We start from the raw sequence: 15,399 nt of genomic DNA on the forward strand, positions 1-15,399 counted from the left end.
TGGGTAATCCTGATAATCGTTGTGGGCAGCACGCAGGCGCGCTGCCGGAATGTGTGGCGGCAGTGGAAGCTTTAGAACTTCTCTTTGCCGGACAGGTAGCGCCATTGGCCCACCGGAACCTTGCCAATCGACACGCCGCCGATGCGGATGCGGCGGATGCCGACGACCTTCAGGCCAACCGCTTCACAGAACTGGGCGATGATCCCCGGCTGCGGGTTCTTCATGGCGAAGCGCAGGCGGTTTTCGTTCTGCCAGCTGGCCTTGACCGGCGGCAGCTCCTTGCCCTTGTGGGTGAGGCCGTGCTGCAGGCGGTTGAGGCCGTGGGCAACCATGTCGCCTTCGACCTCGACCACGTATTCCTGCTCGATCTTGGCCGCGTCGGCAGTCAGTTTGCGCAGCACTTTCCAGTCCTGAGTGAACACCAGCAGGCCGCTGGCCTTGGGCTGCAGATCGGCGCTGGCGGTCAAGCGCAGGAAGTGCCCGCGCAGCGGGCGTTTGCCGTAGCGGTGCTCGTCGCTGAGGGTGTCGGCGCTGAGCGACTGCATGGCGGTGTCGACATCCATGCCGGCCGGCACGTTGAGCAGAATCGTGACCGGCTCCGGCGCGGTGGCCTGAGCGTCCTTGTCGAGCTCGACCTTTTGGTCGCCGACCTTGAATTGCGGTTCGTCGATCACTTCGCCGTCCACGGTGACCCAGCCGCCCTCAATGAACAGCTCGGCCTCCCGGCGGGAGCAACCGACCAGTTCGATGAGGCGTTTGGAGAGGCGAATCGGGTCAGTCATGACAGGGCCGTAACAAAAAAGGGGTGGGCATTGTACCTGCCTGGCGCCGGTTAAGCCCGGTTCCATTTCGGTACGTGGTTTTTTGTAGGAGTGAGCCTGCTCGCGATTGCCGTCTGACATTCAGCATTGATGTCGGCTGGTCCGGCGCTATCGCGAGCAGGCTCACTCCTACAAGGGTGCTTTGGTGTGTCAGGCGTGGCTTGAGCGCTGCTGGGTCTGCCGCAGGCGCATATGCAGCAACGGGTACGGCTGGCCCATGCCATCCACCTCCGAGCGGCCGATCACTTCAAAACCCTGCTTGAAATAAAATCCCAGTGCCTGCGGGTTCTGTTCGTTGACGTCGAGTTCATCGGCATTCAGATGTTGCATGGCGTAGTTGAGCAGTTTCTTGCCCAAGCCTTGGCCACGATACTCGGGATCGATGAACAGCATTTCGATCTTGCCCGCCGCCACCCCGGCGAATCCGGTGATGCGTTGCTGATGATCCCTGGTGCAAATCAGCATCACCGCGTCCAGATAACGGGTGAGCACCAGATTGCGCAGCAACTCGATGTAGCTGTCCGGCAGAAAATCATGGGTCGCGCGGACCGAGGCCTCCCAGACCCGGGTCAGTTCCTGATAATCGCTGAGTTTCGGCGTGTGAATGACCGAATGCTGACGCATGCCCGGCTGCCTCTTTTCAAATGGATGAGCGGGATTCCTTCCCACTGCAAACGATAGACGCAAAAAAGCCCCGCATCTCGTAAAAAGAGCGGGGCTTTTTGTATTTATTTCGGTGTCTGGCTGGCTGTTAATGTTGCCTGCAAGAGCTTCCCCCTCACCCCAACCCTCTCCCCCCAAGGGGGGCGAGGGGGGAAGGGAGCTGATCTTCATGCTGTTCAAAATCTGAGGTCGACTCGATATTTCAAGTCGCCGTCATTCGAAAGAGCAACTCAATCAGTCCCCTCTCCCTCAGGGAGAGGGTTAGGGTGAGGGGCTTTTGATCTTCAGATCAGATCTGCTCAGCCCACAGGTCGTATTCGTCAGCGTCAGTCACCTTGCACCAGACCTTGTCGCCCGGCTTGAGGTTGCTGCCGTTGTCGATGAATACGTTACCGTCGATTTCCGGGGCATCGAAGAAGCAGCGGCCGACGGCGCCTTGCTCGTCGACTTCGTCCACCAGCACTTCGATCTCGCGGCCGATGCGCATTTGCAAACGGGCCGAGCTGATCGCCTGCTGGTGCGCCATGAAACGCTCCCAACGGTCTTGCTTGACGTCGTCCGGCACTACTTCCAGGTCCAGATCATTGGCGGGCGCACCATCGACCGGCGAGTACTGGAAGCAGCCGACGCGGTCGAGCTGGGCTTCGGTCAGCCAGTTCAGCAGGTACTGGAAATCTTCTTCGGTTTCGCCCGGGAAGCCGACGATGAAGGTCGAACGGATGATCAGGTCCGGGCAGATCTCGCGCCAGTTCTTGATCCGCGCCAGGGTCTTGTCTTCGAACGCCGGGCGTTTCATCGCCTTCAGCACTTTCGGGCTGGCGTGCTGGAACGGGATGTCCAGGTACGGCAGGATCTTGCCGGCGGCCATCAGCGGGATCAGCTCGTCAACGTGTGGGTACGGGTAAACGTAGTGCAGACGGACCCACACGCCGAGGGTGCTCAGCGCTTCGCAGAGTTCGGTCATGCGGGTTTTCACCGGCGCGCCGTTCCAGAAACCGGTGCGGTATTTCACGTCGACACCGTAGGCGCTGGTGTCTTGCGAAATCACCAGCAGCTCTTTGACGCCGGATTTGACCAGACGCTGGGCTTCGTCAAGTACATCACCCACCGGACGGCTGACCAGTTTGCCGCGCATCGACGGGATGATGCAGAAGCTGCAGCTATGGTTGCAGCCTTCGGAAATCTTCAGGTAGGCGTAGTGACGCGGAGTCAGCTTGATGCCTTGCGGCGGCACCAGGTCGATCAGCGGGTTGTGATCCTGACGCGGTGGCACTACTTCGTGCACGGCGTTGACTACTTGCTCGTACTGCTGCGGACCGGTCACGGCCAGCACGCTCGGGTGTACGTCGCGGATGTTGCCTTCTTCCACGCCCATGCAACCGGTGACGATCACCTTGCCGTTTTCCTTGATCGCTTCACCGATCACTTCCAGCGACTCAGCCTTGGCCGAGTCGATGAAACCGCAGGTATTGACCACCACCACATCGGCGTCCTGGTAGGTGGACACCACGTCATAGCCTTCCATACGCAGCTGGGTCAGGATGCGCTCGGAGTCGACCAGTGCTTTCGGGCAACCCAGAGATACGAAGCCAACCTTTGGATTGGCCGGCGCAGGAGTGGTGGACATGTCTAACCTCGGTGTTTTGTGACGTCGCTTGCCGTGTGGGAAAGCCGACGGATGGGCGCTTAGGGTGCGCCTCTGATCAAAAAGTGCGCAATTCTAGCGATGAGCAACGCACTTGACCAGCTTTATGCAGGGAAATACGACGAGTGCTGCGCTATGCTTCGCGCCGTTGAGCTTTACCAATTTTTTACAGTCAACAAAACGTCTGTAACAACAGGTAAAACAGCGCATGCTGCACCACAAAGCATAGTGCTTCATTCAAAGAAGCCGGTTCGAGAATCAGGAGTGTTGGATGGGTCAGGCAAGTAGTCAGGCGGCGGGCGCCGAGCATTCGGCTGCAAAACCGCTGAGCATGCTGGTCGCGGCAGTCGGGGTAGTTTACGGCGACATCGGCACGAGCCCGTTGTACACCCTCAAAGAAGTATTCGCCGGTCATTATGGGGTGCCGGTCAATCACGACGGCGTCTTCGGGATTCTGGCATTGATATTCTGGTCGCTGATCTGGGTCGTCACGATCAAGTACGTGTTGTTCGTCTTGCGGGCCGACAACCAGGGCGAAGGGGGGATCATGGCGCTGACCGCCCTGGCGCGACGCGCATCCAGCCGCTATCCCAAATTGCAGGCGGTGCTGGTGATCCTGGGATTGATCGGTGCCGCACTGTTTTACGGCGACAGCATGATCACCCCGGCGATTTCCGTATTGTCGGCGGTGGAAGGTCTGGAGCTGGCATTCGATGGCCTGGAGCGCTGGGTGGTGCCGATGGCGCTGGTGGTCCTGGTCGCACTGTTCCTGATCCAGAAGCATGGCACCGATCGCATTGGCAAGCTGTTTGGTCCGGTGATGGTGGCGTGGTTCCTGGTGCTGGGCGGTCTGGGTGTCAGCGGGATCGTCAGACACCCTGAAGTATTGAGCGCGCTGAACCCGATCTGGGGCGTGCGTTTCTTCATGGTTCACCCGGGCATGGGGGTGGCGATTCTCGGTGCGGTGGTGCTGGCGCTGACCGGCGCTGAGGCCCTGTATGCCGACATGGGCCACTTCGGGCGCAAGCCGATTGCCCGCGCCTGGTTGGCGCTGGTACTGCCGGCGTTGGTGCTGAACTACTTCGGTCAGGGCGCATTGCTGCTGGAAAACCCGGAAGCGGCGCGTAACCCGTTCTACCTGCTGGCGCCGAACTGGGCACTGGTACCGCTGGTGGTGCTGGCGACCCTGGCCACGGTGATTGCTTCGCAAGCGGTGATTTCCGGTGCGTTTTCGCTGACCCGTCAAGCAATTCAGCTTGGCTACATTCCGCGCATGCACATTCAGCACACATCCAGTGCCGAACAGGGGCAGATCTATATTGGTGCGGTGAACTGGGCGCTGATGGTCGGCGTGATTCTGCTGGTGATCGGTTTCGAGTCCTCCGGCGCATTGGCGTCTGCCTACGGCGTGGCAGTGACGGGCACCATGCTGATCACCAGTATTCTGGTGGCTGCAGTGATCCTGCTGCTATGGAAATGGCCACCGCTGCTGGCGGTGCCGATTCTGCTTGGTTTCCTGCTGGTCGATGGCATGTTCTTCGCGGCCAACGTGCCGAAGATCATTCAGGGCGGTGCCTTCCCGGTGCTGGCGGGGATCGTGCTGTTCATCCTGATGACCACCTGGAAACGCGGCAAGGAGCTGCTGGTCGATCGCCTCGACGAAGGCGCGTTGCCGCTGCCGATCTTCATCAGCAGCATCCGCGTGCAACCACCGCACCGCGTGCAGGGTACTGCGGTGTTCCTCACCGCGCGTTCCGACGCCGTGCCGCATGCGCTGTTGCACAACCTGCTGCACAACCAGGTGCTGCACGAGCAAGTGGTGCTGCTGACCGTGGTCTACGAAGACATCCCGCGTGTGCCGCCATCGCGTCGCTTCGAGGTCGAGGCCCACGGCGAAGGCTTCTTCCGGGTGATCCTGCACTTCGGCTTCACCGACGAGCCGGACGTGCCGCAGGCGCTGAAACTGTGTCATCTGGATGAACTGGATTTCAGCCCGATGCGCACCACCTACTTCCTCAGCCGCGAAACGGTAATCGCCTCGAAACTCGAAGGCATGGCCCGCTGGCGCGAGGCGTTGTTTGCGTTCATGTTGAAGAATGCCAACGGCAACCTGCGTTTCTTCAATCTGCCGCTGAACCGGGTGATTGAGTTGGGGACGCAGGTCGAGATGTAACCCCGCCTCAACTGAAAAGCCCCCGTCAGCTTCAAGGCTGGCGGGGGCTTTTTTGTGCCCGCACATAAACCTCTAACCCACTGCAAATCCCCTGTGGGAGCGAGCTTGCTCGCGAAGGCCGAGTGTCAGTCGAGACATGTGGTGGTTGATCCACCGCATTCGCGAGCAAGGATTCTGTGGTGTCAGTGGCTTTCAGGCAATTCTTCTTCAGATTCGGTCTTCGTCCGCGCAGGTCGCGGCATCAGCGCTTGGATCACGTCATCAATCAAGGCTTTGCCCATCACCGTCAGGTAATGCGCAGCCCAGGCATGGCGGTCGGTGTCTTTGATGAAGGCAGCGTCTTCGGTGAATGATTTGGCGAGGGACAGCAGGTCGGAGGATTGGGACAGTGCATCGAGAATCGGGATGCCAGAGCGGACATTGAAGAACGCTTGATCCGAGTGGTAGAGGAAGGGGGTGAAGCCGATGGTTTTAACGTTTGCGGGTCCGTGCAGATCAGTTTCGGTCATCGTGTTACTCCTTGGTTCGAAGTGCCGAGACTTTCGTTACCACACGAAAGGGAGGCAACTGTACGCAGGGTGGTAAACCGGGAACCAAGGAAACCGGCACGCTCGAAAGCGTCCCACGCACAGCCGCCATTACTCGATGAGCGGGCTCTTGCGCTGGTTTCTCCGGGTTACCACACCCGATCGCTGAATGGGTCAGCGACGTCCGGAGAGTATCCCGTCAAAAAACAGCGCAATAGAGCCGCAAAGCGCCCGAACACGAGTTTCGGAGTTTGCCTACAAGGTCTGTGGGCGTCATCCGATATTGCGAAACTGGAAGTAAACGATACTAAACGTCTGACACGAACTGGCGTGTGCAAATAAGCGAGGCATGTATGACGGCATCATCGGAACAAGAAAAGCATGATGATCTCGAGAACTTTCGGATTGAAGCGCAAGCTATGGAGCGATTGATCAACTTCGATCCGGCTCAAGCGATCAGCCATGACTATATGCGGGCAAGATACGCTTGCCAGGACTAACGATTATTTGGGTCCAGCGTAATTCCCGAGTGGGAGCGGGCTTGCTCGCGAAAGCGGAGTGTCAGTCGACGAATAGGCTGACTGATAAACCGTATTCGCGAGCAAGCCCGCTCCCACAGGGGATTTGGGATGTTCCCGAGAATGGGGTGATCCCCTTGAATGTAAAAAGCCCCCGCAACTGCGAAGTTGCGGGGGCTTTTTGTTCTGCCGGCGCAGATCACTCTGTCGGCTGATCCTTGCTCTGACGCTTCTCGATCAGGTCCACCAGACGCTTGGCCAGCGCCGGGTAGTTCTCGTCGAAGTGGTGGCCGCCGGGCAGTTTCACTGCTTCGCCGACTGCTGTCTTGTCGGTGCAGCCGCTTTCGTCGGTTTCTTCGGCGCCGTAGATGCACACCACTTTGGCGGCAGGCAGCTTGGCCATTTCCGGGCCGGTGGCGGCTTCTTTGCCGGCGTTGCCGAGCCAGCCTTCGACTTCGATTTCGAAGCTGCCGGTGCGGGCGAAAGCCAGCAGAATGATGGCGTCGACGCGTTGCTTCTCGGTGTCCGGCAGGCGGTTGTAGATCGCTGGCAGGACGTCGGCACCGAACGAGTAACCGGTCAGGATGAAGCGTTTGGTGCCCCATTTCTGCCGGTAGTGCTGCATCAGTTCGGTCAGGTCCAGCGCGCTTTGCTCGGGGCTCTTGTGCTGCCAGTAGTAGCGCAGGGTGTCGATGCCGACCACCGGGTAGCCAATCTTGGCCATCTCGCCCGCTACGTCGCGGTCGAGGTCGCGCCAGCCGCCGTCACCGGAGAGGAACAGGGTCACGGTGTCCTTGGCTTGACCGGCCGGCACTTCCACCACCGGGATCGCCAGACCGCCGTTGGCCTTGTCGCCGCCGACGAGGATCTTGCGCAGCTCGTTGTTCAGCACTTGCGGCAGGTTGATGTCGTAGTCGCTGATGCTGGTTTCGGCGTTCGGTTGATCGCGCACGAAACCGGCGCTGGTGTCGTCCGGGTTGTCGTTCCACGCCACCAGCCAGTGGCCATGAGCCGCGGATTTCGGCAGCAGGTGAGTGCAACCGGGTTTTTCCAGCGCCAGGTCAACCGAGATCGCCTGGGCCTTGTCGTCCTTCTGCTCGGACAACCAGCGCCAGGCCAGTACCGCGCCAGGGCCAATACCGCTGACCAGCGTGGCCGGGCCATTCAGTTCGCGCAGGCCGGTTTGCAGGGCGCGGCTCTGTTGCAGGCAGTCCTTGGGCAGAATCACCTGAACGATCTGCGCCGAGGCGCTGCGGCTCAGGGTGCTCAGTTGGTTGTCGGTCAGCTTCTGGTCGTCATTGACCGCGACCAGCACCTGCGCTTTGGGCTGAGTGCCGGGTATGACGCGGGTCATGACCGTGCCGTCGGTGGCCGTCAGTGGTTGCAGACTCGGTTGCGGTGCCGGGCGTTTGAGGTACCAGTAACCGCCGCCGGCAATCACGGCCAGCACGATCAGTGCGGCCAGGATGTACTTCAGGGAGCGTTGAATCATCAGCGTTTCACCAATCCAGTCAAGCCGCCCGCGATCAGGGCAGCAGTATCGGCCAGCGCCACCAGCGGATCGAGTCCGGCGGGCACTGCCATATAACGGGGTTCCCAGTCAGGCTGGAACTTGTCTTTGAAGCGGCGCAAGCCTTGGAAGTTGTACAACTGCTCACCACGGCGGAAGACCATCGAGCCCAGGCGCTGGGTCAGCGGTGCACCACGCCGGGGTTGCAACCCCGACAACGGCACCATGCCCAGGCTGAAGCGCGCGTATCCGTGACTCTTATAGTGTTGAATCAGGCCGACCATCAGGAACTCCATGGTCAGCTTGGGGGCGTCCGGGTGCGAGCGCATCAGGTCGAGACTGGCCAGGTCATGGCTGAAGGTCTCGAGCAGGTTGGCGAACGCCACCGGGCGACCTTCGAAGCGAATCACCGCAATACGGAAATGCTTCAGGTAATCGTCGCTGAAACGACCGAGGGAGAAACCTTTCTCGCGCACATTCTTGCCGGTCAGCCACGCATCGGAAATCACTTTCAACTCGTCCATCGGCGCCTGGCCCGGCTCATGGATTTCCAGCGACAGACCATCGCGGGTACCACGGTTCCAGGTGTAGCGCAGGTCCTTCATCTCTTTGCCCTTGGCTTCCAGGTCAAAGCGCTGCAGATCGACCCGGGCTTCTTCGCCGAGCTTGATCGCGGTCAGGCCGATGTCCATGTAGTACGGCAGGTTTTCCGCACGTACCTGATAGAACACAGGGCGAGCGTGATGGATGTCGCACAGGTCGCGGAACTGCCAGATCATCTCGGCGCGTTGCTGGCCGGGGCCGATCGGGTCGTACAGCGCCACCAGGCTGCGGCCACGGCGGGCATACATCAGGAAGGCTTCGTCGTTCTGGTGAAACAGCAACGCCTTGTCACCGGTCAGCGCGAGGCCGCCATCGGGTTGCGACGAAGCCATCAGGATTTTCGCGGCGCGATCCAGTTCGTCCGGGGTCGGCAGGTGGATCACCGGGCGCGCGGTGCGCAGCAGCCAGGTCAGCGCGATCACCAGTAACAGCACGGCGGCGCCGAGCAACGAACGCAAGCCGCGCGGGGCGTCTGCGTCGAGGGTGAACTGCCACCACAGTTGATGGCTGTACGGCACGTCCTGATAGGCGAACAGCAGCAACCAGGTCGAAGCGCCGAGGACACAGAGGCTGGCCACCAGATACAGCGGCGAGAACGGCAGTTCGGTCAGGCGGCTCGGACGATAGAACGAACGGCGGAACACCCCCAGCAACGCTGCGGTGAGTGTCATCAGCGTGGCTTCTTCCCAGTCGAAGCCTTTGAGCAGCGAGAGTAGGGCGCCGACCAGCAACAGAATGGTGGTCAGCATCCACGCCGCCGACAGGCGCCGGCGCAGGCCCTGCGCCAGCATCAGACACAACACACCGATCAGACTGGCGCCGAAGTGCGAGGCGTCGACCAGGCGATGCGGAATCAGAAAACCGATGTGTTCGAGACGGGTGTCGATCTCCGGGGTCGCGCCGGAAAACAGCAGCACCACGCCGGACAGAAACACCAGCACCGCCAGAATCGGCGCGGCCAGACCGGATGCGGCGCGCATGGTCTGGGTCTGGAACAGGCGCTGGCCTTCGTTGATCAGCAAGAACAGGCAGGCCACCAGCAGCGGCAGCACGACGTAGATCAGACGGTAGAGCAGCAGGGCGGCGGCGAGTGGCGCGGCCCCGAGGGTGTCGGCAAACGCGGCCAGCAGGATTGCTTCGAAGACCCCGACACCCCCCGGCACATGGCTGAGGACGCCGGCGGCCAGGGCCAGCAGGTACACCAGCAGGAAGGCGCCGAACGGCGGGGCTTCCGGCAGCAGCAGATAGAGCACGGTGGCCGCTGCGGCGACGTCAAGGGCGGTGATGATCAGTTGCAGGAAGGTCAGGCGTCGGCCGGGCAGGCGCAGCGTCCGGCGACCGGCCCTGACCAGCAGGTTGTCGCGGTACGGTTGCTCCGGCAGACGGCGGCGATAGATGCCGATCGCCAGAATCGCGCCCAGACCCAGCACCACCATGGCGATCGTGCCGAGCAGGCCTTCTGACAGGCCCAGCGCGGCGGAGGCGGCGGGCAGGTCGCTCAGGGTCGCGAGAGCCGCCAGCGGTGGCAGGGCGCAACCCAGCGACAGGCTGGCGAACAGGGTCATGTGCGCGACTTCGGAGGCGCCCAGCCCATGGCGTGCATATAAACGGTAGCGCACCGAGCCGCCGGACAGCAGCGACAGGCCGATGGCGTTGCCAATCGCAAATGCGGTGAAGCCGCCCAGCGCCAGAGTGCGCGGCGGCAGTGTCACGCCGGCATAGCGGCTGGCCGACCATTCATAGCCCAGCAATATGATGAAGCCGACCACCGTCGCAGCCACTGCGCCGAGCAGGGCCGGTTTCGGCACCGCCAGAATCGAGTCATGCAGGGCATACAGATCGAGTTCGCTCAGCAGATGGCGGCAGGCAATCAGCGCAATGGCAAACAGCAGCAACGTGACCGCCAGACCGATCGGCTGGCGATATTTGCTCAACCGATCCAGCAAGCGCAGGCGCTCGGGTTTGATCGGATGTTCTGCTGTGACGGTGTCTTGTGAATCAGACGAGTTGGCGCGCATCAATCACCTCTTGGATTGTGCGCGACAGGATGGAGGTATCCAGCCAAGTTACCAATCCCTGTAGAAAAAAATAATCACAAAATACTACGCCTCTCATCCGGGATCGGCGAGGGCGGGTCATGGATTGCAGACGTCTTGCCTGCGACTCAAGCATAGTCGCAACGGGGCGGGTCTGATGATCCTGAGCGTTTCACTGCAGCGTGACAGATCATTGTTGCGAAAGGACTTTTTCCACAGATACAAAAAAGGCCACTCTTTCGAGCAGCCTTTTTTGATGTTTGGTTGCGGGAGCCGGATTTGAACCGACGACCTTCGGGTTATGAGCCCGACGAGCTACCAGACTGCTCCATCCCGCGTCTGTGTGGCGGCATTCTACAGGCGAACGGCGAGGTGTCAACCGCTAATCCCGTAAAGGGTCAAATAAGTGTGAATTTGCGTCAAACGGTCGCAGCGGCGCGGTAAGTTTCGGAAATGCAACGAATTCCTGTTCGCCCCGATGTGCGTGATGCAGAGGCTGGTCTGAAAAACAGACAGACACAAAAAAGGCCACTCTTTCGAGTAGCCTTTTTTGATGTTTGGTTGCGGGAGCCGGATTTGAACCGACGACCTTCGGGTTATGAGCCCGACGAGCTACCAGACTGCTCCATCCCGCGTCTGTGTGTCGGCATTCTACAGAGGATCGCCGGGGTGTCAACCTTGAATCTGGATAAATCTGTTCCTGTTCAATCGGTTAGCGCTATTTTCTGTGCGGATGAAGAGGGCGCAGGGCAGGCGGGGCAAGGGTTTCAGCTCTATCGGCGGGAGATTTTCGATTGAGAAAATAAATTCGTGGTTGTTTTCCTACAGCGTGAAAAGAACATTCAGACCACTGGTGCTATATACAGGTGTCAGTGAGATACTGCGTTTCCGGCTCGCCATGTTTCCTTTTCTGTCATGACCCAGCGAAAAATCATCCACGTCGACTGTGACTGTTTCTACGCCGCCATCGAGATGCGCGACGACCCGAACCTGGCCGGCAAACCGCTGGCGGTGGGCGGGTCGGCGGATCGGCGTGGGGTGATCGCCACCTGCAACTATGAAGCGCGGGCGTACGGCGTGCGTTCGGCAATGTCGTCCGGGCATGCCTTGAAGCTCTGCCCCGACCTGACCATCGTCAAGCCGCGCATGGAGGCCTATCGCGAAGCCTCGAAGGAAATCCACACGATCTTTCGCGATTACACCGACCTGATCGAGCCACTGTCGCTGGACGAGGCCTACCTCGACGTCTCCGACAGCGCGCATTTTGGCGGCAGTGCCACGCGCATCGCGCAGGATATCCGCCGGCGGGTCTCCAATCAGTTGCACATCACCGTGTCTGCGGGCGTGGCCCCGAACAAGTTTCTGGCCAAAATCGCCAGCGACTGGAAGAAGCCCAACGGGTTGTTCGTGATTACTCCGGACCAGGTCGAGGATTTCGTCAGTGGCTTGCCGGTGAGCAAGTTGCACGGCGTCGGCAAAGTCACTGCCGACAAGCTGGGCAAGCTCGGTATCGTCGATTGCCTGCAACTGCGCGAGTGGGACAAGTTGGCGCTGGTGCGTGAATTCGGCAGTTTCGGTGAGCGACTGTGGAGTCTGGCCCGTGGGATCGATGACCGGTTGGTGCACAACGACAGTCGCCGTCAGTCAATCAGCGTGGAAAACACCTACGACGTTGATCTGCCCGATCTGCGCAGTTGCCTGGACAAATTGCCGGAGCTGCTGGAAACCCTGAAAAATCGCATGGAGCGGATCGACAGCAGCTATCGTCCGGGCAAGCCGTTCGTCAAAGTGAAGTTCCATGACTTTACCCAGACCACACTGGAACAGGCCGGGGCGGGGCGCGATCTGGGCAGTTATCAGTTGATGTTGACCCAGGCGTTCAACCGTGGCGGGAAACCGGTGCGGTTGTTGGGGGTTGGGGTCAGGCTGGAGGATTTGCGGGGTGGGTTTGAGCAGATGGAGTTGTTTGAGCGCTAATTGCTGCGGTGTTGCTGATGCCGCTTTCGCGAGCAAGCCCGCTCCCACATTTGATCGAGTTCCTTCAGTGGAATGCAATCAACTGTGGGAGCGGGCTTGCTCGCGAAGCTTTTCAGCCTTAATTCGGTCCCGGATCCGCCACCAGACGCCCCGCATCCTTGGTCAGCGACTTGAGAAACTCGGCCTGCAACTCAGGATCGTTGCGCGTCAGTTCAATGAGGCTTTGTTCCAGCTCGCTGGCCTCTTCCTCCAGACCCAGTTCCGACAGACGTTTGACCCGGTGAACCCACTGGCTCACTTCGTCGTCTTCCAGATCGTCGTAAATCAACCCGTGCGCTTCGAGCAACTTGCTGCGCAAATGGCTGCTGATCGCCAGGGATGAGTCGCTGTGCACGTCATCCTTGCCGTCTTCGACGCTGATCTGCAGCTTGCCGATATGATTCAGGTCATTTTCGGCGAACGGACTGTCCAGCAGGTTCAGGCGCAGCACGCCGTTGCGGTCGGTGGTCATGTCGAAGGTCTGCTTGCCGGCCTTGACCTGCACCGGACGCTCGCTCCACGGCAGGCTCGAATACTCCGTGCGCTTGTCGCGCTGGACTTCATCGATACCGGCCAGGTTCTGTTGCGCACGACCGTGGGACTGCACGTTCATGAACGGGTTGACCCCGGCAATGCCGTAGTTCAACCAGTCCTTGGTCACGCTGTCCGGCAGGTTGCCCAGAGCGAATACGTTGACCACATTGGCGCCAATACCGGCGACCACGGCCACTGCACCCAGCGGTATCTCGTAGATTTCGCGCCAGGGCTGATATGGCGTGTAGCGATCGTAACGACGGGTGACCTCAAACTCGGTGACTTCGAAGGTCTTCTGTTCGTTGATTTTCACGCGACGCTGCGGCAGTTCGAGCACCTTAGGCTCACCGACATCGATCTGCAGGCTGTGATCGAGCAATTTGCGCTCGACCCGCTCTTCGTGCTCGCTGCGCTGTGACATCTGATTGGCACAGCCGCTGACCAGCAGGGCGCCGCACAAGGCGGCGCCACCGAGGCCCAAGGTGTTTCGCTTGAACATGAGGTCTCTATCTGGATTCAGCGGCGGATACGGGCCTGAAGGAAGGACAGCACATCGGCAACCGGCAGCGCTTGCGCTTCGGCTTCGGTGCGGCTCTTGTATTCCAGGTTGCCTTCGGCGAGGCCGCGGTCACTGACCACGATCCGGTGAGGAATGCCGATCAGCTCCATGTCCGCGAACTTGATGCCCGGGCTGGTTTTCTTGTCGCGATCGTCCAGCAACACTTCGAAACCGGCCGCCGTCAGTTCTGCGTACAGCTTGTCAGTGGCTTCGCGCACCTGCTCGGTTTCATAACGCAGCGGTACCAGAGCGATCTGGAACGGCGCCAGGGTGTCGCTCCAGATGATGCCTTTGTCGTCGTTGTTCTGCTCGATGGCGGCAGCGACCACGCGGGATACGCCGATACCGTAGCAACCCATTTCCAGGGTAACCGGTTTGCCGTTCTCGCCCAGCACTTCGCACTTCATCGCCTTGCTGTACTTGTTGCCCAGCTGGAAGATGTGCCCGACTTCGATGCCGCGCTTGATTTCCAGGGTGCCTTTGCCGTCCGGGCTTGGGTCACCGGCCACGACGTTACGCAGGTCGGCAACGGTTGGAACCGGCAGATCGCGTTCCCAGTTCACGCCGAAGTAGTGCTTGTCGTCGATGTTCGCGCCGATACCGAAGTCGCTCATCAGTTCGACCGAGCGGTCGATGATGATCGGCAGCGGCAGGTTCAGCGGGCCGAGCGAACCGGCGCCGGCGCCAATGGCGTCACGCAGTTCGGCATCGGAAGCCATGACCAGCGGGCTGGCCACGCCTGGCTGGTTGGCGGCCTTGATTTCGTTGAGTTCGTGGTCGCCACGGATGATCAGGGCAATCAGCTTGCCTGGCTCTTCGGCATGGACGATCAGGGTCTTGATGGTCTTTTCAATCGGCAGATTGAATTTTTCCACCAGCGCGGCAATGGTCTTGGTGTCTGGAGTGTCGACCAGGCGCAGCTCTTCGGCCGGTGCTGGACGCGAGGTTTCGCGTGGCACGGCTTCGGCTTTTTCGATGTTCGCCGCGTAGTCGGAACCGTTGCTGAAGACGATATCGTCTTCGCCGGATTCGGCCAGCACGTGGAATTCGTGGGAGCCCGCGCCACCGATCGAGCCGTTGTCGGCTTCAACCGGACGGAATTTCAGGCCCAGACGGGTGAACACGTTGCAGTACGCCTGATGCATGCGGTCGTAGGTGACCTGCAGCGAAGCCTGATCGGCGTGGAACGAGTAGGCGTCCTTCATGATGAATTCGCGGCCGCGCATCAAGCCGAAGCGTGGGCGGATTTCGTCACGGAATTTGGTCTGGATCTGGTACAGGTTGATCGGCAGCTGTTTGTAGCTGCTCAACTCATTGCGCATCAGATCGGTGATCACTTCTTCGTGGGTCGGGCCCGCGCAGAAGTCGCGACCGTGGCGGTCTTTGATGCGCAGCAGCTCAGGGCCGTATTCTTCCCAGCGCCCCGATTCCTGCCACAGCTCGGCCGGTTGGGTGCTCGGCATCAACACTTCAAGAGAACCGGCAGCGTTCATTTCTTCGCGAACGATGGCTTCAACCTTGCGCATTACCCGCAAGCCCATCGGCAGCCAGGTGTACAGGCCCGAAGCGAGTTTGCGGATCATGCCGGCGCGCAGCATCAGCTGATGGCTGACGACGACCGCATCGGAAGGCGTTTCTTTCTGTGTGGCGAGCAAAAATTGACTGGTGCGCATGGTTGGCCGTTGTCGGTTGCTATGACTGGAAATGACGGAGCAGTGTACCGGCGAGATTTGCCGACGTACAGGATTGCGCTCGGCGGTGAGGCTCAACGGCGGGAATCCTCCCGCCGTATCT

General features: G+C 60.3%; 10 protein-coding genes and 2 tRNA genes. 2 read left to right on the forward strand and 10 right to left on the reverse strand.

What is annotated here, in order from left to right:
• Window positions 1-71 precede the first annotated feature (71 nt).
• The 3 genes from M0808_RS04245 to rimO all read right to left on the reverse strand — a co-directional run bounded on the left by M0808_RS04245 (window position 72) and on the right by rimO (window position 3,111).
• Window positions 72-782, reverse strand: a complete 711-nt coding sequence (locus tag M0808_RS04245) for an rRNA pseudouridine synthase (protein WP_123587001.1) — start codon at window positions 780-782, stop codon at window positions 72-74.
• 189 nt (window positions 783-971) lie between these two features.
• A complete protein-coding gene (locus M0808_RS04250; RefSeq protein WP_247840036.1) occupies window positions 972-1,445 on the reverse strand; it encodes a GNAT family N-acetyltransferase in 474 nt (157 codons plus the stop codon).
• Between the two features lie 328 nt (window positions 1,446-1,773).
• Window positions 1,774-3,111 (reverse strand): 30S ribosomal protein S12 methylthiotransferase RimO, encoded by a 1,338-nt coding sequence (rimO, locus tag M0808_RS04255; RefSeq protein ID WP_003222282.1) that lies wholly within the window; start codon window positions 3,109-3,111, stop codon window positions 1,774-1,776.
• Window positions 3,112-3,400: 289 nt separating this feature from the next.
• Here rimO and M0808_RS04260 point away from each other — a divergent pair, with 289 nt between their 5' ends.
• Window positions 3,401-5,302 (forward strand): potassium transporter Kup, encoded by a 1,902-nt coding sequence (locus tag M0808_RS04260; protein WP_210558020.1) that lies wholly within the window; start codon window positions 3,401-3,403, stop codon window positions 5,300-5,302.
• Window positions 5,303-5,484: 182 nt separating this feature from the next.
• Here the strand turns inward: M0808_RS04260 and M0808_RS04265 are convergent, their stop codons facing one another.
• The 5 genes from M0808_RS04265 to M0808_RS04285 form a co-directional block, all read right to left on the reverse strand.
• Window positions 5,485-5,811 (reverse strand): DUF3077 domain-containing protein, encoded by a 327-nt coding sequence (locus tag M0808_RS04265; RefSeq protein ID WP_247840038.1) that lies wholly within the window; start codon window positions 5,809-5,811, stop codon window positions 5,485-5,487.
• A 735-nt stretch (window positions 5,812-6,546) separates the two neighbouring features.
• Window positions 6,547-7,839, reverse strand: a complete 1,293-nt coding sequence (locus M0808_RS04270) for an AcvB/VirJ family lysyl-phosphatidylglycerol hydrolase (RefSeq protein ID WP_247840040.1) — start codon at window positions 7,837-7,839, stop codon at window positions 6,547-6,549.
• Window positions 7,839-10,478, reverse strand: coding sequence for a bifunctional lysylphosphatidylglycerol flippase/synthetase MprF (gene mprF / locus M0808_RS04275; protein ID WP_007964392.1), 2,640 nt, complete (start codon window positions 10,476-10,478; stop codon window positions 7,839-7,841). The genes M0808_RS04270 and mprF overlap by 1 nt, the downstream gene beginning before the upstream one ends.
• 279 nt (window positions 10,479-10,757) lie before the next feature.
• A tRNA-Met gene (locus M0808_RS04280) sits at window positions 10,758-10,834 on the reverse strand.
• A 220-nt stretch (window positions 10,835-11,054) separates the two neighbouring features.
• Window positions 11,055-11,131, reverse strand: a tRNA-Met gene (locus M0808_RS04285).
• Between the two features lie 280 nt (window positions 11,132-11,411).
• On the opposite strand from M0808_RS04285, the gene dinB reads away from it, so the two are divergent.
• Window positions 11,412-12,473 (forward strand): DNA polymerase IV, encoded by a 1,062-nt coding sequence (gene dinB / locus M0808_RS04290; RefSeq protein ID WP_247840042.1) that lies wholly within the window; start codon window positions 11,412-11,414, stop codon window positions 12,471-12,473.
• 118 nt (window positions 12,474-12,591) lie between these two features.
• Here dinB and M0808_RS04295 read toward each other — a convergent pair whose 3' ends face one another.
• Both M0808_RS04295 and M0808_RS04300 read right to left on the reverse strand, forming a co-directional pair.
• Complete coding sequence (locus M0808_RS04295) at window positions 12,592-13,545, reverse strand: hypothetical protein (RefSeq protein WP_027614341.1); 954 nt, start codon at window positions 13,543-13,545, stop codon at window positions 12,592-12,594.
• 17 nt (window positions 13,546-13,562) lie between these two features.
• A complete protein-coding gene (locus M0808_RS04300; protein WP_041070725.1) occupies window positions 13,563-15,278 on the reverse strand; it encodes a proline--tRNA ligase in 1,716 nt (571 codons plus the stop codon).
• Window positions 15,279-15,399 lie beyond the last annotated feature (121 nt).

This window comes from Pseudomonas sp. MWU12-3103b (genome assembly GCF_023100615.1).
GTDB classification, from domain to species: domain Bacteria; phylum Pseudomonadota; class Gammaproteobacteria; order Pseudomonadales; family Pseudomonadaceae; genus Aquipseudomonas; species Aquipseudomonas putida_A.